The 18,075-nt window shown below is 50.7% G+C and carries 18 protein-coding genes and 1 tRNA gene; 17 read left to right on the forward strand and 2 right to left on the reverse strand.

Annotation, left to right across the window (positions count from 1 at the left end; all coding sequences use genetic code 11):
* The first annotated feature begins 49 nt into the window (after nucleotides 1-49).
* The 8 genes from mnmE (at nucleotide 50) to NSS64_RS28700 (ending at nucleotide 8,855) form a co-directional block, all read left to right on the forward strand.
* Nucleotides 50-1,426 carry a tRNA uridine-5-carboxymethylaminomethyl(34) synthesis GTPase MnmE gene (mnmE, locus tag NSS64_RS28665; RefSeq protein ID WP_341142306.1) on the forward strand — a complete coding sequence of 459 codons (1,377 nt, stop codon included), beginning with the start codon at nucleotides 50-52 and terminating at the stop codon, nucleotides 1,424-1,426.
* Nucleotides 1,427-1,441: 15 nt separating this feature from the next.
* Complete coding sequence (gene mnmG / locus NSS64_RS28670; protein WP_340995157.1) at nucleotides 1,442-3,328, forward strand: tRNA uridine-5-carboxymethylaminomethyl(34) synthesis enzyme MnmG; 1,887 nt, start codon at nucleotides 1,442-1,444, stop codon at nucleotides 3,326-3,328.
* Nucleotides 3,329-3,331: 3 nt separating this feature from the next.
* Nucleotides 3,332-4,054, forward strand: coding sequence for a 16S rRNA (guanine(527)-N(7))-methyltransferase RsmG (rsmG, locus tag NSS64_RS28675; RefSeq protein WP_341142307.1), 723 nt, complete (start codon nucleotides 3,332-3,334; stop codon nucleotides 4,052-4,054).
* 338 nt (nucleotides 4,055-4,392) lie between these two features.
* Nucleotides 4,393-5,208: a nucleoid occlusion protein gene (gene noc, locus NSS64_RS28680; RefSeq protein ID WP_036728058.1), complete on the forward strand. Its 816-nt coding sequence runs from the start codon at nucleotides 4,393-4,395 to the stop codon at nucleotides 5,206-5,208.
* A gap of 207 nt (nucleotides 5,209-5,415) precedes the next feature.
* Entirely contained in the window at nucleotides 5,416-6,177 is a 762-nt protein-coding gene (locus tag NSS64_RS28685) for a ParA family protein (protein ID WP_209987398.1), read from the forward strand.
* On the forward strand, nucleotides 6,170-7,012 hold the full coding sequence (locus NSS64_RS28690; protein ID WP_036728055.1) for a ParB/RepB/Spo0J family partition protein: 843 nt from the start codon (nucleotides 6,170-6,172) through the stop codon (nucleotides 7,010-7,012). The genes NSS64_RS28685 and NSS64_RS28690 overlap by 8 nt, the downstream gene beginning before the upstream one ends.
* Nucleotides 7,013-7,104: 92 nt before the next feature.
* Nucleotides 7,105-8,268: an aminotransferase class V-fold PLP-dependent enzyme gene (locus tag NSS64_RS28695; RefSeq protein ID WP_341142308.1), complete on the forward strand. Its 1,164-nt coding sequence runs from the start codon at nucleotides 7,105-7,107 to the stop codon at nucleotides 8,266-8,268.
* 86 nt (nucleotides 8,269-8,354) lie between these two features.
* Nucleotides 8,355-8,855 carry a DUF4446 family protein gene (locus tag NSS64_RS28700; protein ID WP_341142309.1) on the forward strand — a complete coding sequence of 167 codons (501 nt, stop codon included), beginning with the start codon at nucleotides 8,355-8,357 and terminating at the stop codon, nucleotides 8,853-8,855.
* On the opposite strand, the gene yyaC is transcribed toward NSS64_RS28700, so the two are convergent.
* Nucleotides 8,827-9,435, reverse strand: coding sequence for a spore protease YyaC (yyaC, locus tag NSS64_RS28705; protein ID WP_076081912.1), 609 nt, complete (start codon nucleotides 9,433-9,435; stop codon nucleotides 8,827-8,829). The genes NSS64_RS28700 and yyaC overlap by 29 nt on opposite strands.
* A gap of 197 nt (nucleotides 9,436-9,632) precedes the next feature.
* On the opposite strand from yyaC, the gene NSS64_RS28710 reads away from it, so the two are divergent.
* From NSS64_RS28710 to NSS64_RS28725, 4 genes are all read left to right on the forward strand, one after another.
* Nucleotides 9,633-9,908 carry a DUF3343 domain-containing protein gene (locus NSS64_RS28710; RefSeq protein ID WP_340945816.1) on the forward strand — a complete coding sequence of 92 codons (276 nt, stop codon included), beginning with the start codon at nucleotides 9,633-9,635 and terminating at the stop codon, nucleotides 9,906-9,908.
* Nucleotides 9,901-10,938 carry a mechanosensitive ion channel family protein gene (locus NSS64_RS28715; RefSeq protein ID WP_341142310.1) on the forward strand — a complete coding sequence of 346 codons (1,038 nt, stop codon included), beginning with the start codon at nucleotides 9,901-9,903 and terminating at the stop codon, nucleotides 10,936-10,938. Before NSS64_RS28710 ends, NSS64_RS28715 begins: the two co-directional genes overlap by 8 nt.
* Nucleotides 10,938-11,150 (forward strand): DUF951 domain-containing protein, encoded by a 213-nt coding sequence (locus NSS64_RS28720; RefSeq protein WP_076081909.1) that lies wholly within the window; start codon nucleotides 10,938-10,940, stop codon nucleotides 11,148-11,150. The genes NSS64_RS28715 and NSS64_RS28720 overlap by 1 nt, the downstream gene beginning before the upstream one ends.
* Nucleotides 11,151-11,226: 76 nt before the next feature.
* Nucleotides 11,227-11,317 (forward strand) — tRNA-Ser (locus NSS64_RS28725).
* Between the two features lie 472 nt (nucleotides 11,318-11,789).
* On the opposite strand, the gene NSS64_RS28730 is transcribed toward NSS64_RS28725, so the two are convergent.
* Nucleotides 11,790-11,987 (reverse strand): YjzC family protein, encoded by a 198-nt coding sequence (locus NSS64_RS28730; protein WP_036728044.1) that lies wholly within the window; start codon nucleotides 11,985-11,987, stop codon nucleotides 11,790-11,792.
* Between the two features lie 247 nt (nucleotides 11,988-12,234).
* Between NSS64_RS28730 and rpsF the strand changes: the two genes are divergently transcribed.
* The 5 genes from rpsF (at nucleotide 12,235) to opp4A (ending at nucleotide 17,818) form a co-directional block, all read left to right on the forward strand.
* Nucleotides 12,235-12,519, forward strand: a complete 285-nt coding sequence (rpsF, locus tag NSS64_RS28735; RefSeq protein WP_036728042.1) for a 30S ribosomal protein S6 — start codon at nucleotides 12,235-12,237, stop codon at nucleotides 12,517-12,519.
* Between the two features lie 49 nt (nucleotides 12,520-12,568).
* A complete protein-coding gene (gene ssb / locus NSS64_RS28740) occupies nucleotides 12,569-13,084 on the forward strand; it encodes a single-stranded DNA-binding protein (protein ID WP_076081908.1) in 516 nt (171 codons plus the stop codon).
* A gap of 21 nt (nucleotides 13,085-13,105) precedes the next feature.
* Entirely contained in the window at nucleotides 13,106-13,378 is a 273-nt protein-coding gene (rpsR, locus tag NSS64_RS28745; protein ID WP_036699837.1) for a 30S ribosomal protein S18, read from the forward strand.
* Nucleotides 13,379-13,904: 526 nt separating this feature from the next.
* Nucleotides 13,905-15,866, forward strand: coding sequence for an endonuclease MutS2 (locus tag NSS64_RS28750; RefSeq protein ID WP_341142311.1), 1,962 nt, complete (start codon nucleotides 13,905-13,907; stop codon nucleotides 15,864-15,866).
* 230 nt (nucleotides 15,867-16,096) lie between these two features.
* Entirely contained in the window at nucleotides 16,097-17,818 is a 1,722-nt protein-coding gene (opp4A, locus tag NSS64_RS28755; protein ID WP_341142312.1) for an oligopeptide ABC transporter substrate-binding protein, read from the forward strand.
* Nucleotides 17,819-18,075: the final 257 nt, after the last annotated feature.

Consider the following 18,075-nt stretch of genomic DNA (forward strand, 5'->3'; position numbering starts at 1 on the left):
AGGAGTCATTGTTTTTTTGAAGAGACCATAACCAGAGGTGAATTACAACATGCTTAGTGACACTATTGCCGCTGTATCGACAGCCTTGGGCGAGGGCGGTATTGCCATCATCCGGGTTAGCGGACCGCAGGCAATCCCCCAAGTAGCCCCTTTGTTCAAAAGCCGTATCCCCCTTACGGAAGCTGATTCTCATACGGTGCATTATGGACATATCGTAAGTCTGCAGGACGGCGAACAGCTGGAAGAGGTACTGGTAACCGTCATGAAGGGACCACGCTCCTTTACCACGGAGGATGTGGTGGAGATCAGCGCTCATGGCGGTGTAATCTCTGTAAGAAGAGTAATGGATCTGCTGCTGCAGCAGGATATCCGGCTGGCCGAGCCGGGAGAGTTCACCAAGCGTGCCTTTTTGGGCGGACGGATTGATCTCTCGCAGGCCGAGGCCGTAATTGATCTGATTCGTTCCAAGTCGGACCGGGCCTTCTCGGTTGCCCTCAAGCAGGTTAGCGGCTCGTTATCCGCACGTATTCATGAGCTTCGGCACACGCTAATTGAGACACTGGCCCATATAGAAGTGAATATTGATTACCCCGAGCATGATGTGGAATCCTTAACTGCCGATTTCATCAAGGATAAGAGTCAAGAGGTTATGCAAGGCATAGATAAGCTGCTTCGAACCGCCAATGAAGGAAAGATTCTGCGCGAAGGGATTACGACAGCTATTGTGGGCAGGCCCAATGTCGGGAAGTCCTCACTGCTGAACGCGCTTGCCCGTGACAACAAGGCGATTGTGACCGACATTCCGGGAACAACGCGTGATGTGATAGAAGAGTATGTAACGATTAATAATATCCCGCTGAAGCTGCTGGATACTGCCGGTATCCGTGAGACGATGGATGTGGTAGAGAGAATCGGTGTGGAGCGCTCGAAGGCGGCTTTCAGCGATGCGGATCTGATTCTGCTGGTGCTAAATGCCAATGAGGAGCTTCATGAGGATGAACTGGCACTGATGGAACAAATCCACGGTAGACAAGCGCTGGTCATCATGAATAAAATGGACTTACCGTCCCGTCTGGACACGGGGAAGCTGCGCTCCTTTTTCGCTGAAGCGAGTATTGTACCGATGTCGGTGCTGGAAGAGGAAGGACTCGATAGACTGGAAGAGGCGATCTCCGCACTGTTCTTCGGAGGCAAGCTGGAATCTGGCGACCTGACTTATGTAAGCAATGTAAGGCATATAGCCTTGCTGAAGAAGGCACATAAATCATTACAGGATGCCTATGAAGCAGCGGAGATACTGATTCCTATAGATATGATACAGATTGATGTACGTCTGGCCTGGGAGCAGCTTGGAGAGATTATTGGAGATACGGCGGCTGATTCGCTGCTGGACCAGATCTTCTCGCAATTCTGCTTGGGCAAATAAGAAGGAGGAACCGTTATGAATTATGATGGAGGCAGCTATGATGTTATCGTCATCGGCGCCGGTCATGCCGGCTGCGAAGCAGCTCTGGCTGCTGCACGGATGGGCTGCCGCACACTGATGATCACAATTAACCTGGATATGGTGGCCTTCATGCCATGTAATCCATCGATTGGCGGACCCGCCAAGGGCCATGTGGTGCGTGAAATTGATGCACTCGGCGGAGAAATGGGCCGCAATATAGACAAGACCTTCATTCAACTGCGAATGCTTAATACAGGCAAGGGGCCTGCTGTTCATGCTCTGCGTGCACAAGCCGACAAGTTCCTCTATCAGCACGCGATGAAAGAAACGATGGAAAAGACTCCTAACCTGACTCTGCGCCAGGGGATGGTGGAGGAGCTGATCACCCAAGACGGACGCTGCGCCGGAGTGGTGACGAAGACCGGGACGGTGTATCACAGCAAGACCGTTATTCTGACAACGGGAACCTACCTGCGCGGCAAGGTGATCATGGGTGAGCTGACATATGAGAGCGGACCAAATAATCAGCAACCGTCCGTACGCCTGTCCGAGAATCTGCGCGAACTGGGGTTCGATTTGGTCCGCTTCAAGACCGGAACGCCGCCGCGTGTCCACAAGGACTCGATTGATTTCTCCAAGACCGAAATCCAGCCGGGCGATGAGAAGCTGAAATTCTTCTCTTTTGAAACCAAATCCTCGGATAATGAGCAGTTGCCTTGCTGGCTAACCTACACCTCCCCGGTTACTCACCAGATCATTAATGACAATCTGCACCGGGCGCCGATGTTCACGGGTATTATTGAAGGAACGGGTCCGCGTTATTGCCCTTCAATTGAAGATAAGGTTGTCCGGTTCAGTGATAAATCACAGCATCAGATCTTCCTGGAGCCGGAAGGTAAAAACACATCGGAATACTATGTACAGGGTCTGTCGACAAGCCTTCCTGAGGATGTGCAGCTGGCGGTTCTGCGGTCTATTCCCGGAATGGAGAAGGTAGAGATGATGCGCAACGGCTATGCCATTGAATATGATGCGATGGTTCCGACGCAGCTCTGGCCGTCTCTGGAAACCAAACGTCTGCCGGGACTATTCACTGCGGGACAAATCAACGGTACCTCCGGTTATGAAGAGGCGGCAGGGCAGGGGGTTATTGCCGGTATCAATGCAGCGCGTAAAGTGCAGGAGAAAGAGCCGGTGGTGCTGGACCGTTCGCAGGGCTATATTGGCGTTCTGATCGATGATCTTGTCACTAAGGGAACGAATGAGCCTTATCGACTGCTGACTTCCCGTGCGGAATACCGGCTGCTGCTCCGTCATGATAATGCGGATCTCCGCCTGACGCCAATCGGTTATGACATTGGGCTGATTACAGAGCAGCGCTATGAAGCCTTCCTTGATAAGAAGGGCCGGGTCGACCGTGAGATTATCCGTCTGCAGGAGACGAAGATTAAGCCGGTTCAAGTGAATGAAGCTCTAGCCAGTTATGGATCTGCACCGATTGTTGACGGAAGCAATCTGCTGACCTTAATGCGCCGCCCTGAGCTAGCCTACAGCTTCGTGGATCTGATCTCTCCTTCTCCAGAAGAGCTGGATGAAGAGATGAAGGAGCAGGTGGAGATTCAGATTAAGTATGCCGGCTATATTGAGAAACAGCTCCTGCATGTGGAGAAGCTTCAGAAGATGGAGAAGAAGAAGATTCCTGACGACATCAACTATAATGAGATTCATGGACTGGCCATGGAGGCCCGGCAAAAGCTGACCAAAATCGCTCCAATCTCCATTGGGCAGGCTTCACGTATCGGAGGCGTTACCCCGGCAGATATCTCGATTCTGCTGGTTTATCTGGAGCACTACAACCGTGTAACAGCGGCGAAAGGATAATCTATGGATACAACGGTAGCTGAGTTCACCGACCTGCTTAAGGTGCATGGGCTGGAACTCTCAATGAAGCAGCTTGAACAATTCGAACTCTATTATCAGGAGCTGGTCTCCTGGAATGAGAAGATGAATCTAACCGGGATCACAGAGCGGAGCCAGGTATATACCAAGCACTTCTATGATTCTTTATCTTTAGCCTTCTATGTGAATATGCAGGAGACGAAGAGTCTTGCTGATATTGGTTCAGGGGCAGGGTTTCCTGGAATTCCGCTGAAAATCTGCTTCCCTGATCTTAAGCTGACGATTGTGGATTCACTTAGCAAGCGGATCACCTTCCTGCAGCATGTCTGTGATACCCTGGGGTTGAAGGGTGTACAGCTCATTCACGGCCGGGCGGAGGATGTCGCCAGACAGTTTGTTCACCGGGATGCTTATGATGTAGTCACTGCCCGTGCGGTGGCCCGCTTATCGCTTCTGAATGAATTCTGTCTGCCATTCACCCGCAAGGACGGCATCTTCGCTGCCATGAAGGGGAGCGATCCGACGGAGGAACTGCAAGAAGCCAAGCGCAGCTTCAAGGAGCTGCGTGCTGAACTGCACAAGGTAGAATCCTTCAGTCTGCCGGTGGAAGAATCTTCCCGGCATATCATTCTTGTACGTAAGACAGGGGCCACCCCGTCCAAGTATCCGCGCAAGCCCGGCGTACCTGCGAAGTCGCCGCTTATCTAATTGTTTCACGTGAAACAACATTTGACAGTCTTCTGTTATACTGGATCAAGCTCATGCGAATGTGAGCTTGATCTTTTTATTTTCCTGGAAAGCTGGCTTAGTTGAGGCTGGTTTGCAGGAAAAATAGGTCATTATGGAGAATAGGATTATTAGCAGAAAAGTGATAGAATAATATAGTAAGACTTTTAATAGATATGATCAGAATGAATGCCAGGCCGTCTTTTAAGAGAAGTGGCTAAGAATGACTTATGGATACTTTTCTTACGCTGTACGATAAGCTTTTCGCATGAAAGGTTAAGAGGATCGTACTATAACGAAATTAGGTGGTTATGAACGGAATGAAAGAACAATTCACCAAGCTTTTTGGATTTACCGAGCGGAGCAGCGGAGAAGAGATCAAACAAATCCCGGTTCATGAGGTCATCAGCAGTCCGTATCAGCCACGGACTATTTTCGATGATGAGAAGATCGACGAGCTGTGTCAGACTATCAAAACTCATGGCGTGATCCAGCCGATCGTTGTTCGTATGCGTGATTCCCAGTATGAGATTATTGCAGGCGAAAGACGCTGGCGGGCAGTTAAAAAGCTGGGCATGGACACCATTCCGGCGCTTGTCCGCGAATTCAATGATTCACAGGCTGCATCAATCGCACTGATAGAGAACCTGCAGCGTGAGGGCTTAACTTCTATTGAAGAGGCGATCGCGTATCAGAAGCTGATTGACTTGCATCAATTGACCCAGGAGAGTCTGGCTCAGCGGCTTGGCAAAAGCCAATCCACCATTGCCAATAAAATCCGCTTGCTGAATTTGCCTGAACAGGTCAAAACTGCATTAATGGAAAGAAAAATTACCGAGCGCCATGCACGCTCGCTCTTGTCGCTAGACACTGAGGAGATGCAGCTTAAGGTTCTGGCTGAGGTTATTTCCAAGGAATTGAATGTAAAACAAACAGAAGCACGTATCGCCTTCTACAAGGCTGTTACCCAGACCAAAAAATCAAAACGGACCTCCTATACCAAAGATGTCCGTCTCGCTCTTAATACAATTCGTCAATCTATAGACATGGTTACCGGCTCAGGAATGGAGATTAAGACCTCCGAGAATGACCGCGGAGATCATTATGAGATTGTGATCCAAATTCCAAAACGATAATGGCAACAAAAAGCTGAAGGCGGCCCTGAGGTGTTGGCCGCCTTTTCTATGACTAGCTCCGAACATTATCACATATACACTCTAAGGATAAGTTGTTGTCTATTTATCTACATCTCCGCAAATGTGATGCCGTAGATCCAGATTATAATGCCGTTAACAGCTAAGAACTACAAGATGATTCTTTCTAAACAATTCGAGGTGAAATAAGTGTCCAAGATTATTGCCATAGCAAATCAAAAAGGCGGGGTAGGTAAAACAACAACCTCTGTGAACCTGGGTGCCAGCATGGCTACTCTGGGGAAGAGAGTGCTGCTTGTTGATATTGATCCGCAAGGCAACACTACGAGCGGCGTTGGCGTCAACAAAGCGGATGTAGAGAATTGCATTTACGATATTCTTATTAATGAAGTGAATCCGCAGGAAACAATACAGGAGACCCGGATTGAGGGCCTTCATATTATTCCGGCAACTATTCAGCTGGCAGGAGCAGAGATCGAGCTGGTCTCTACGATATCGCGGGAACTGAAGCTGAAGAAGGCACTGAATGCAGTGAAGGCGAATTATGATTACATCATCATCGATTGCCCGCCATCATTAGGGATTCTTACTATTAACTCTCTAACGGCTGCAGACTCAGTGATTATCCCTATACAATGCGAATATTATGCGCTTGAAGGATTAAGCCAGCTGCTCAATACGGTAAGACTGGTTCAGAAGAATCTTAATCCGCATCTCAAAATAGAGGGAGTATTGCTCACGATGCTGGATGCCCGGACGAATCTTGGGATTCAGGTCATTGAAGAAGTGAAAAAATATTTCCAGGAAAAGGTATACAGAACGATTATCCCGCGTAATGTACGCCTAAGCGAAGCCCCTTCACATGGACAGTCAATTATTACCTACGATTCCCGTTCCAAGGGAGCGGAAGTATATTTAGAGTTGGCAAAGGAAGTGATCTCTTATGAGTAAGCGTTTGGGAAAAGGCTTGGATGCATTAATACCTTCTCTGTCGATCAATGAAGACGATAAGGTAGTAGAGATCCCGTTGACGCAGCTTAGAGCCAATCCTTATCAGCCGCGCAAGGATTTCAATGAAGAGGCCATTCAGGAGCTTGCAGAATCCATAAGACAGCATGGTGTGATCCAGCCGATCATTGTTCGCAGTGTGTTGAAAGGGTATGAGATTATTGCCGGGGAACGCAGATTCAGGGCCTCGCAATATTGCGGCAAAGCTACGATTCCGGCAGTGGTACGCAGCCTCAGTGATCAGCAGGTGATGGAGATTGCCCTGATCGAGAACCTGCAGCGTGAGAATCTTAACGCGATGGAAATAGCGGTTGCTTATCAAGGACTGATGGATCAATTCTCACTAACTCAGGAAGAGCTTTCTCTTAAAGTCGGAAAGTCCAGATCGCATATCGCCAACTTTTTGCGGCTGCTTAGCTTACCGGAAGAAGTGAAGGATTATGTTTCACGTGGAACAATTTCGATGGGGCATGCCCGGGCAATTGTGGCTCTGAAAGATCCGGAGGTCATCAAGCAATTGGCTGCTCAGTGTGTGGAGCTTCAGTGGAGTGTTAGAGAACTGGAAGAGGTAGTGAAGAATCTCGACCGCAAACCGGCTAACGGAATTAAGGCCAAGGTTGTGAAACGTGATCCTTATATTGATAATGTAGAGGAAGTATTACGGGAGCGGTTCAAGACAACAGTCAAAATAAAACAAGGCAAGGAAAAAGGAAAAATCGAATTAAACTATTACAGTGCCCAAGACCTGGAAAGATTGCTGGAGCTGCTGGGGAACTGATTTGGATATTTGTACCGAAGACATATCCTGAGATATCCTTAATACGGATATGGAGGGGTATGTTTTTTAAATCGAAAAGAGGGAGGCGGAAGATGGAGAGGCTGGTATATCTCGATCACGCAGCTACTTCGTGGCCCAAGCCGCCGGAGGTGGCTGCAGCTATGGTGGAGGCCTTGGAGCAGTCAGGAGCCAATGCCGGGCGGGGCAACCACTCACTGGCTATCGGGACGGGGCGGGTATTAGTTCGTGCACGAATGCTGCTGGCAGAGTTGTTTGGTATAGCGAATGCTCAGGATATCGCGTTCACTCATAACACAACTATGGGGCTAAATATGGCTATTAAGGGTACACTTCAACCAGGGGATCATGTCGTGTCAACGATGACGGAGCATAACTCTGTGCGCAGACCCTTGGAGTATTTGCGCCGGAGCATCGGGATTGAAGTGGATTATATACAGGCGGACCGCGAGGGCCAAATTAATCTTCACGAGCTTCAGCGGTCTCTGCGTCCTAACACCCGGATGGTGATCTGCAATCATAGTTCCAATCTGCTGGGAAGTATTCTGCCGGTTGGGGATATCGGTGACATCGTGAAATCGCATGGGGCTGTGTTCCTGGTAGATGCCGCTCAAAGTGCAGGGGCGCTTAATATTGATGTGGCGGCTATGAATATTGATCTGCTGGCATTTCCGGGACATAAAGGGCTGCTCGGTCCGCAAGGAACCGGGGGGCTGTATATCTCTCCTGTGCTGGATCTGGAACCGCTGATGCATGGAGGGACTGGCAGTCAGTCGGAGAACAGCGAGCAGCCAAGTGTTCGCCCGGACCGTTATGAGGCAGGAACACAGAATGCCGTCGGAATAGCCGGTCTGCTGGCTGGAGTGAAGGCGGTTAAGGCGCTGGGAGTGGAACAGATTCATATGCAGGAATGGAAGCTGACACAGCTGCTGATGGAGGGCTTGGCTGCTATTCCGGGCATGCGGCTTCTGGGCCCGGCGCCGGGCGCTCCGCGCAGCGGAATTGTGGCTTTTGTCGTAGAGGGGCAGGAGTCGGCGCATATTGCCCACCGGCTGGACCGCGAATACCAGATTGCCGTACGGGCAGGTATGCACTGTACACCGCTGGCCCATCAAGCAGCGGACACTCTGGATAGCGGAGCGGTAAGGGCAAGTGTAGGAGTGAGCTCCACGGAAGCGGATGTCCAGCGGCTGCTGTTAGCCATGAAGGAAATGTACGGCGTATCGCGTTCAAGCTAGTAAGTGGATAAGGATTCGGATGGATTATACAGGTCGGTGTCGTTACAGCGTGGGAATTCTTATTTTTGTATAAAGGATGATTCAACATGTCGGAGTTAAATGAAATCATAAGCGAGTATTTATCGGCGTTCATCATGGGCTTTGCCGGGGTCATCATACTGATGGCCATTATGATGATCGTCCAGGGCGCCAAGCTTCGCAGAATGCGGAGCCGGTACGAAGCCATGATGGGCGGGAATGGCATAGAGGATCTGGAGAATCTGCTGGTCAACCTGAAGAATCAGGGGGATATGCTGGAGGAGGTCCAGCTGGAGCAGAAGACGCTGCTTGAAGCGGCACATACCAAAATGCGCGGCATGAAGTCCAAGGTGGCCATGAAGCGCTATAATGCTTTTGGAGAACGCGGTAATGACCTGAGTTTCTCGCTTGCCATTCTGGATGACAACCACAGCGGGATTGTGCTGAGCAGTCTGCACAACCGCGAGAACTCATATATCTATGCTAAGCCGGTTGAACAGGGAGAGTCCACGTATGCTCTATCACCTGAGGAGAAGGAAGTTATTGCTCTCGCGTTGCAGCAGATCTAGCATGCAGGTTCCACTGCTTCAAGGCAGAGTAGAGGCTGGATGAAATAATATCCGACAAGCGCATCACCAGGCTTAATCTGGTGTTCTGCAATACGAAATATTCCATGAATCCTCCCACATTAACGATGCCGGTCAAATGGATATCGCCAACGGGGGGAAGCTGCTTGTTGACCCCTGCGCCGGGACGCAGCGGACCTTCAACCACCTGAATACAGCCGACGCTGGTGGACTGGCCGAGGCAGGCGTCAATGGCGATGATGAACGGGTTGGCATGCTTTTGGTACACAAGGCCCACTGTCTCTTCCAGGTTAATAGCATGTACCGGCTCCTCCAGCGTTCCGTAGAGATGGAACAGCGGGCTGTGAAAGCGGGCCAGTGTCGTGCCGACCAGGGGGCCAAGAGAATCGCCGGTCGAGCGGTCCGTGCCCACGCAGATAATGACAATGGGCGTATCCGGACGGGTGCGCGAAAAGTGGAACAGCAGACGGTGGGTAATGGCAGAATAGATATTGGGGTCGGCATGTGATATTTTTAAACAGGATGGTTCTTGCAGCGGTGGAGCTTTGGAAGAGAAATTCATATAATCGTCCTTTCTGGGGCGGCGACTGCAATTCACGGGAAAATCTGCTAAAAAAGCAGTCAGGCTGCCAGGCTGCTGATTATGCAAGGCTTACGTCCGCGGGAGCGTGTTCTGATGATCCTAGTATATGGATGGAAGTGGTTTTTTATACTATGGCGGCAATAGATAGGACCAATAGCCCAGAGGAGGCGTGGAGTGTGGAGGAGGAACTGCTGCTAGCGTTTGATTCGACCCAGCAGGCGCTGCGCGCCGAGATGCTGCTTGAATATGCGGAGATTGAAATCGATATCTTCCCTACGCCCAAGGAGATCACCGCCGGCTGTGCGATGTCGATCCAATTCTCCCGGAGTGCGCTGGATGAGGTAAGGGTCCTGGTCGAAGAGCAGAACGTAGAGATCCGGGGGATCTTCGCCAAGGCCGTTGAGGGTGCAGGGTATGTGGAAATAACGGAGAAGGAGGGGTTCGATGATTGACAGCTTACTTGCGGCCGACGGTGTTGAAGGTGTTGTTAATGATGCCGTCCGCTTCAAAGATAAATTATGGGACTGGTTCACCAATGCGGATATGTGGGCCACGGTCCTGTTTTCGGGAATCAGAATTCTCTTGATTTTCATTCTGACCCGGGTGATTATCAAAGTGGTCTCCAATGTGATTGACCGGTCTCTTGAGCGGGAGACGAGGGGGAGGATGCTAGCGAACAACCGGCGTTTCTCCACCGTCGGCGGACTGATGAAGAATGTGGTTACCTTCTTCTGTAACTTCACCATGATTCTGCTGGTTCTGTCGGAGTTCAACTTCGATCTGAAGCCGCTGCTCGCCGGAGCAGGGGTAGTCGGGCTGGCTATAGGGTTCGGCGCACAAAGTTTGGTCAAAGATGTGATTACGGGCTTCTTTATTATTTTTGAGGACCAGTTTGCTGTCGGGGATGTGATCCAGAGCGGAACCTATAAGGGAACGGTAGAGATGATTGGCCTGAGGACGACCAGACTGTTAAGTGCAACGGGCGAGGTACACATCATTCCTAACGGCACGATTGTGAATGTGACGAATTATTCGCTGGCGAATGCACTGGCTGTAGTAGATGTACCGGTTAAAATCGAACGCGGGCTCGAAGCCACCCTGGCCCTGATCGGCGAGGCGCTTCAGGGCATCGAGGAACGCAGCTCCAGTGTCATTGCCTACCCTAATATTCTGGGAATCCAGTCGATGAGTACCTCGGAGTATGTCATCCGCATAGCGGCGAATTGCCTGCCTAATGCCAGAGACGCTGCCGAGCGGCAGATTCAGAATGATATCAAGCATGCTCTGGAGAAGCAGAGCGCCCTGGAGGCTGCTAAGGCCGAGCAGGAGGCGCGTGAGCAGGCGGAGAGGGAGGCAAGAGAGGCTAAGGCGGCTCGTGAGCAGGAGCGTACAGAGGAAGCCCACAGAGCCCGTGAGGAGCAGGAGGCCAGCCCAAGAAGGCAGGTGGCAGCTGCGCAAGAGGCAGAGGAGGGGGAAGAGTAATGGAACGCAAGGTATTCGGGCTGGGTGATATAGTGCAGATGAAGAAGCAGCATCCCTGCGGAACGAACGAGATGGAGATTATCCGTATGGGGATGGATATCCGGATTAAGTGCACCGGCTGTCAGCACAGTGTCCTCATTCCCCGCGCCAAATTCGAGAAGAATCTGAAGAAGGTCCTGCATTCAGCGGATAGCGGAGCGGAGAATAATTAAGCCGGTGCAGGCAGCGAAACGCAAATGAATAACGCTTGCAATTGTGCGATTGGCATGATATGATAATTCTTGCTGCGGAGAGGTACCCAAGAGGCCCAAGGGGGCTGACTCGAAATCAGTTAGGCGTGTCACAGCGTGCGTGGGTTCGAATCCCACCCTCTCCGCCACTTCAGCAATTATATTGTTAATTTATGAGACCTCCGTTCTGATACGGGGGCTTTTTTGTGCAAATATAAGAATTTTATATGTTGCACACGATTAATTATCCTTCTATTTCTCGCTGAAACGGTACCGTCCTGTAAAAGGACGGCAAAGCCGTTTCCACTTGCTGCATACTTGAACGTGAAGTCCGGATAGATAGCACGCAAAAAGAGAGACCTTCGCAGGTCTCTCTTCCAGAGGCAGTACATCAATGACGTTCGGAAATCTCTGTCTATAGCTACTACTGTGATTGGGTAATGCCAAAGCTGTTACTCCTTTTTACAGAGCCAGCTTCACTCTCCCCGGGTACGATAGCTGCTGAATTCAGAATCCCTGTGATCGTGTTCGTCTGCGACGTTCAACGGAACCACACCTCTCTTTTGTACTGCCTGGGTCTAGTATGCGCAGCCTTCAAGGTTTTATACCTGGCTGCTGAAATTAATGGACACGGGCCTTCTCGACTTTTTTCCACTTGCGGTTCTGGTTGCTGGTCTCCGGGAAGGTGTCGCCTTTCTCCATTGTAATCCGCTTTGGATTCTGAATCTCCGTGTGGAAGCTCCGCGCTTCGCCTACCTCGGTGTAAACGCCCGGGTTGGGGGCTTTGTCGCCTTTTTCATACTCCGTCTGTTCGCCCATTGGTGAATAACCTCCTGTTATCGAATGATGAAGCGGTTATATTGTGGCCTTGACGATGAGGGATTACTCAGAGGTTATTATGGAATCCGCCAACACCTTTTTACTATGGTCCAGCATCTGGTACGTATTAATAAAACTTGCAATCCTCTGCTGGGTTTGGTATATTGATTTGGTGCGAGTCTATGTTTGTGCTCGTTCCTTGCTCCTGACCTGATCAGGGGCCGCAGACCATAAGGAGGTGAAAATTATGCGCAAATATGAAGTCATGTACATTATTCGTCCTGACATTGAACAAGAAGCCGTTCAAGCAGCAGTCGAAAAATTCCAAGGCATCATCTCCAACGGCGGAGAAATTACAAAGCACGATGTGCAAGGTAAACGCCGTCTTGCGTATGAGATCAAGAAACATCGTGATGGCGTTTTTGTTTTGGTTAACTTCAATGCAGAACCTGCAGTAGTTACTGAGCTTGAGCGTATCATGAAGATTTCTGACGAAGTAATTCGTTATCTCATTACGAACGACGTTGCCTAAGATATTGACAAGCTTTGTAACGAATCGCGCTATTAAGGAGGGGACCTAATTGTTGAACCGTATCATTCTGATCGGTCGGTTGACCCGTGACCCGGAACTTCGTTATACTCCTGCTGGTGTTGCCGTAACACAGTTTACGCTTGCCGTAGACCGTAACTTTACGGGCCAGAACGGTGAACGCGAAGCGGACTTTATCCCGGTAGTAACCTGGAGACAGCTGGCTGAGACCTGTGCCAATTATTTGCGCAAAGGAAGACTGGCAGCCGTGGAAGGACGCATCCAAGTACGGAATTACGAGAATAACGAAGGCAAACGTGTATACGTTACTGAAGTTATTGCCGATAATGTCCGTTTCCTGGAATCCGCGCAGAGCCGTGAAGGCGGAAATGCAGCAAGTGGCGGAAGTATGCCTGAAGAGCCAGCCTTCGGTGGCGGCGGTAACGGCGGGAACAGTGCTCGCGGAAATGGAAGCAACAATAATTTCTCGCGTAACAACAATACCCAAGATCCTTTTTCGGGCGATGGAAAACCGATCGATATATCGGACGATGATTTGCCATTTTAATAAGGAAGGACTGAACTGAACATGGCTTTCAAACCAAGAGAAGGTGCGGACAACGACAAAAGACCGGCACGTCGTGGTGGACGCAACAAGCGTAAAAAAGTGTGCTATTTCACTGTGAACAAGATTACTCACATTGATTATAAAGACACTGAGCTTCTTAAGAAGTTCATCAGCGAACGCGGAAAGATCTTGCCGCGTCGTGTAACTGGTACAAGTGCAAAATACCAACGCGCTCTGACTATTGCTGTAAAGCGCTCGCGTCAAATCGCGTTGCTGCCTTACACAACAGAATAGGACGTTTTATGAAGCAGCCGGCTGAGCCGGCTGCTTTTTGTATGGGATAACCCCTAATTGACAAACGGATTCCAGCTGTAGTAAATTACAGGTATCCTATAACTAAAGGGGAAATTTTGATGTTGGTGAGCGTTCTTAACTAAGCAATTTCATATCGTTCCGGCTGTTAGCCGCCGCATGCTCTGATTTTGACAGAGACATGTCTTGTTGGAGTCTGTCCTGGTGACATCTCTGACTGAGTAGACCGTGGGCTGCTGGAATGAATGATTTAGTTAAGAACACACGCGAAGCGTCATGATGGCCTCTTGATCCGGCTATTGTTCTCTTTGTGATTAACCGTGCTCTTGCAGCACGGTTTTTTCTGTTTTCAGGTGTCCTCCCGACAGAGTCGGGACTCTGAGGCCAAAGAGAAGCAGCAGCAAAAAGAGGGCGAAGACTGCCGTGGTGGCGGTTCTTTGCCCTCTTTTTGCGTTATGCGCAGTGGATTGGGATAAGAAATATACTTGTATACAAGGAGGAATTCAGCTTGAATCTGCAAAGTCTGCACACATTGGAATATGAGACGATTAAGCAGGAATTGCTGCGTCATGCGGTATCTTATGAGGGAAGAAGGATTGTCAGTGAGCTTCAGCCGATGATCTATCTGCCGGCGATACACCGGGCGCTTGAGGAGGCGCAAGAAGCGAAGGAGCTGCTGGAACGCGGAGCCAGTGTGCCGATTCCCTCGCTGGAGGGCATTGAATGGGTGCTGTCACTGCTTGGAACTGGCTATATGTATAATGAGCAGGATTTCACTGCAGTCTCGCTGTTTCTGAACAGCTGCGGACAGCTCAGGAAATACATGGCCGCCAAGGAGCAGATAGCGCCGCGCATCGCCGCTTACGGGGCATCCCTTCAGGAGCTGAATGGGGTACGTGACGAGATAGAACGGTGTATCCGGCTGGGCGTCATTGATGACCAGGCCAGCAAAGGACTGGAACGGGTCCGCAAACGGCTGGCGGTCGCCAAGGAGCGCCTGCACCGGAAGCTGGAGAGTATCATGAACCGCCACAAATCTATTTTACAGGAAAGTCTGGTCAGTATGCGCGGCGGGCGGTATGTCATCCCGGTGAAACGGGAGTATCATAAGCAAATTAAGGGCTCGGTGTTGGATCAGTCCACCAGCGGGCAGACGGTATTCGTGGAGCCGGATGAGGTGGCCTCGTTACAGGGAGAGATCGGGCTCCTGACTGCTGACGAGGCCCGCGAGGAAGGAATAATCCTGAGTATGCTGACAGGGCTGTTAGAGCAGGAGCAGGCCGCTATCCGGCTTAATATTGAGGTAACGGGCATGTATGACTTTATTTTCGCCAAAGGGAAGGTTGCCCGGGTAATGGATGCGGGGCCGGTTGCTCTGAACGAACGCGGGTATGTGAGGATGAATGGAGGCCGTCACCCCCTGCTGAAGGATATGGTGCCGGTCAGTCTGGAGCTGGGTCAGGGGTATAAATCGTTGATCGTAACCGGGCCGAATACAGGCGGCAAGACGGTGGTGCTCAAAACTCTGGGCCTGCTCGTATTAATGGCACAGTCCGGCCTGCTGGTACCGGTTGGTCCCGGCAGTGACTTCGCGGTCTTCACCAATGTAATGAGCGTTATCGGAGACGGACAGAGCCTGACACAGTCCCTGAGCACCTTCTCGGCACAGATGAAGAGTATTGAAGGAATGCTCTATGATGCCGGCAGAGGCGTGCTGCTGCTGATTGATGAGCTGGCTGCCGGCACAGACCCTGGTGAAGGGTTCGCGCTGTCCATCGCGATTCTGGAGGAGCTGAACCGGAAGGGGGCTAATATCGTGGTAACGACCCACTTCAATGAGCTGAAGGCCTTCGCGGCGGCAACGGCAGGCTTCGAGAATGCACGGATGGAGTTCGATCAGAACACGCTGCAGCCGCTGTATAAGCTAACGATTGGCGAGGCTGGCGAGAGCTACGCGCTGCAGATCGCTGAGAAGCTGGGTATCCTCCATTCCGTTATCGAGCGGGCCAAACAGCTTGTGACAGAGCAGCAGGGACACAGAGGCGGCCACAGCCCGTGGACGGACGCTATCAGAGCTGCTCAGAGGGCTAAAGCAGCAGTAGCTGAAACAACTGCAAAGGCGGATAGAACGGCTGAAGGACAGCAGGGAAGCGGTGCATCACAGGAGGCACACACTCAGGTACCTGAATTTGCGGTAGGGGATGCTGTCTATGTCAGCTCTCTGGGGCGCACTGGAATTGTCTATGAGAGGAAGGACAGCCGGGGGAGGGTAGGAGTGATGATCCAGAAGCAGAAGCTGAGCATTAACCATAAGCGGCTGAAGCCTTATCTGTCCAAGGAAGAGCTGTATCCGGAGGATTATGATTTTGATATTATTTTTGAGAGTAAGGAGACCCGGAAGAAGCGTAAGCTGATGCGGAAAAAGCATGTGGAGGGCCTTAGCATCATCCACCCGGGAGAGGAAAATTAAGGCGCTGCTGTAGCTGAAGTCTGCCCGTCAGGGCAGGCTTTTTTCAACATCGGAAGGGTTCTTGGCTGCCCCGAAATAAATTAAAGACTTCACTTTACAGTGAATATTGTATATCCTCTATAATGTGGAATAATTAATTGTCCATAATCTGCATAATAGGCATTACAGTAAAATCTAGTGTGGAAACCGCTTACATTACTGTGTGATCCAACCCGGGAGGGAAGAAATATATGTCAAACCGACTCATCGGCAGACTGATGCTACCGCTTGCGCTCTTGGTGGCATTGTCGGCATGCAGCGGGCCAAGCCCGGCCGTCAAGAATGTTGTGGCGCGCCTTAGCCAAACAGCCGATGAACCCATTACAGGCGGGACTGTGACCTTCGGCTACCCGTCGGCTTTTCAAGGGATTTTTGAACCGGCATTCTTCGAAGGAGAAGATGATTCCAATGTGCTGGAGTTCACCACTGAGGCCATGTTCACTGTGAAGGATGATTTGTCCACTGCTCCTAATATCGCCAGCTGGCAGGAGTCCGAGGATCATACGGTGTTCACATTCACCATTAAGCCCGGGGTCCGCTGGCATAACGGGGATGAGCTGACCGTGGAGGATTGGAAGTTTGCTCTGGAGACTATCGCCAGCCCGGAGTATACGGGTTCCAGATACTATAGCGTTGAGATGATCAAGGGCGCAGAAGCTTACCACCAGGGCCAGGCGAAGGAAATTACAGGGCTTAAGGTGATGGACCCGTATACGCTGCGCATTACAATGAATTCAGCACGGGTGAACATGATTGATAATCTGTGGGCCTACCCGATGAACAAGCGGTACTTCGAGGGAGTGGCTGTTAAGGACATGCCGGACAGCGATCAGGTGCGCAAGCAGCCAATTGGCACGGGTCCGTTCATGGTAACCAGCATTGTGCCGGGCCAGACGGTGGAAATGAAACGGTTCGATAATTATTACAAGGGCGGAGCGCTTCTGGACGGGATTACTTATAAGGCGATCGACAGCAAGGATATTACCGCTCTGCTTGAAGCAGGAACTGTCGATATGGCGGCTTTGCCGCGTGATGCCTATGAAGCCGCAGGGCAATTGGATAATGTAGAGATTAGGGTCACACCAGGAATGTCGTTTGAATATATCGGGTTCAAGTTTGGACACTGGGATGAGACAGACGGTCAGGTGGAAATGGATAATCCCAAGTTTAAGGATAAACGACTGCGTAAGGCAATGTATTATGCACTTGACCGGCAAGGGATTCTAGATAAATATTCCTATGGCCTTGGGACGCTTATCGAGACACCTATCCCCAGCTCCAGCTGGGCCAAGATCGCGGATGAGGAGATCGACACCTATCCCTATTCCCCGGAAAAGGCTGGGCAGCTGCTGGATGAGGCCGGGTATCTGGATAGGGACGGGGATGGACTCCGCGAAGATCCCGGCGGCAAGAAGCTTGTTATTCACTATGATGCGATGAGCGGCAGCAAGACAGCTGAGGCCCGGACGGCAGCCATTCTCCAGAATTGGCGTGATGTCGGGCTGGATGTGCGGCTCAGCGGAGGAAGCCTGAAGGAGCTGAATACCTTTTATGAAGCGGTGGAGTCGGATGATCCGGCAGTGGAGCTGTTCAACGGCGTGTGGGGACTGGCCAGCGACCCTGATCCTTCGGGCTTATGGCGCGCTGCCGATTCGTGGAATTACCCCCGGTGGACGTCGAAGCGCAGTGAGGACCTGATCCGGGAAGGAGTCAGCCTGAAGGCGTACGATAAGGACTTCCGGAAGGAAATCTATTATGAATGGCAGAAGCTGATCAATGATGAGGTTCCGATGATCTTTTTCGCTGAACGCTCGGATATTACTGCGGTGAATAAGCGCCTGCAAGGGGTAACAATGAACGCTTTAAGCAATATCATCAATCCGCAGAGCTGGTGGATTAAGGATACTGAATAGGCTAAGAGGACGGTCTGATCTGCTGTGTTAAGTGGCTGAACAGACTGTCTTTTTTTATTTTTTTCCCTGAAAAAGAATCAAAACGCCGTTTGCTGCGTCATATACTTTATGGAATATAAGCGGCTTAAATGCCAATGTTGTCGTTATTTGTTGTTTCTTTTTAGTTGTGAAGTGATTACAATAGAAATATTGTTTATGTGTCAAAGCCGTTTTCCAGGTTTATTCTACAATTAGAACGACCCGAATCCCGGAAAGGG

Origin of the sequence: Paenibacillus sp. FSL H8-0122 (assembly GCF_038005345.1) — a bacterium.
In the GTDB taxonomy this organism is placed as follows: domain Bacteria; phylum Bacillota; class Bacilli; order Paenibacillales; family Paenibacillaceae; genus Paenibacillus_AQ.

What these genes read in the sequence shown, in the direction of transcription:
- mnmE (WP_341142306.1), top strand. Translation starts at nt 50, where the DNA reads ATGCTTAGTGACACTATTGCCGCTGTATCGACAGCCTTGGGCGAGGGC.
- NSS64_RS28730 (WP_036728044.1), bottom strand. Translation starts at nt 11,987, where the DNA reads ATGGGCGAACAGACGGAGTATGAAAAAGGCGACAAAGCCCCCAACCCG.
- noc (WP_036728058.1), top strand. Translation starts at nt 4,393, where the DNA reads ATGAAAGAACAATTCACCAAGCTTTTTGGATTTACCGAGCGGAGCAGC.
- rpsR (WP_036699837.1), top strand. Translation starts at nt 13,106, where the DNA reads ATGGCTTTCAAACCAAGAGAAGGTGCGGACAACGACAAAAGACCGGCA.
- mnmG (WP_340995157.1), top strand. Translation starts at nt 1,442, where the DNA reads ATGAATTATGATGGAGGCAGCTATGATGTTATCGTCATCGGCGCCGGT.
- NSS64_RS28700 (WP_341142309.1), top strand. Translation starts at nt 8,355, where the DNA reads ATGTCGGAGTTAAATGAAATCATAAGCGAGTATTTATCGGCGTTCATC.
- rsmG (WP_341142307.1), top strand. Translation starts at nt 3,332, where the DNA reads ATGGATACAACGGTAGCTGAGTTCACCGACCTGCTTAAGGTGCATGGG.
- opp4A (WP_341142312.1), top strand. Translation starts at nt 16,097, where the DNA reads ATGTCAAACCGACTCATCGGCAGACTGATGCTACCGCTTGCGCTCTTG.
- NSS64_RS28720 (WP_076081909.1), top strand. Translation starts at nt 10,938, where the DNA reads ATGGAACGCAAGGTATTCGGGCTGGGTGATATAGTGCAGATGAAGAAG.
- rpsF (WP_036728042.1), top strand. Translation starts at nt 12,235, where the DNA reads ATGCGCAAATATGAAGTCATGTACATTATTCGTCCTGACATTGAACAA.
- NSS64_RS28690 (WP_036728055.1), top strand. Translation starts at nt 6,170, where the DNA reads ATGAGTAAGCGTTTGGGAAAAGGCTTGGATGCATTAATACCTTCTCTG.
- NSS64_RS28715 (WP_341142310.1), top strand. Translation starts at nt 9,901, where the DNA reads ATGATTGACAGCTTACTTGCGGCCGACGGTGTTGAAGGTGTTGTTAAT.
- NSS64_RS28695 (WP_341142308.1), top strand. Translation starts at nt 7,105, where the DNA reads ATGGAGAGGCTGGTATATCTCGATCACGCAGCTACTTCGTGGCCCAAG.
- yyaC (WP_076081912.1), bottom strand. Translation starts at nt 9,435, where the DNA reads ATGAATTTCTCTTCCAAAGCTCCACCGCTGCAAGAACCATCCTGTTTA.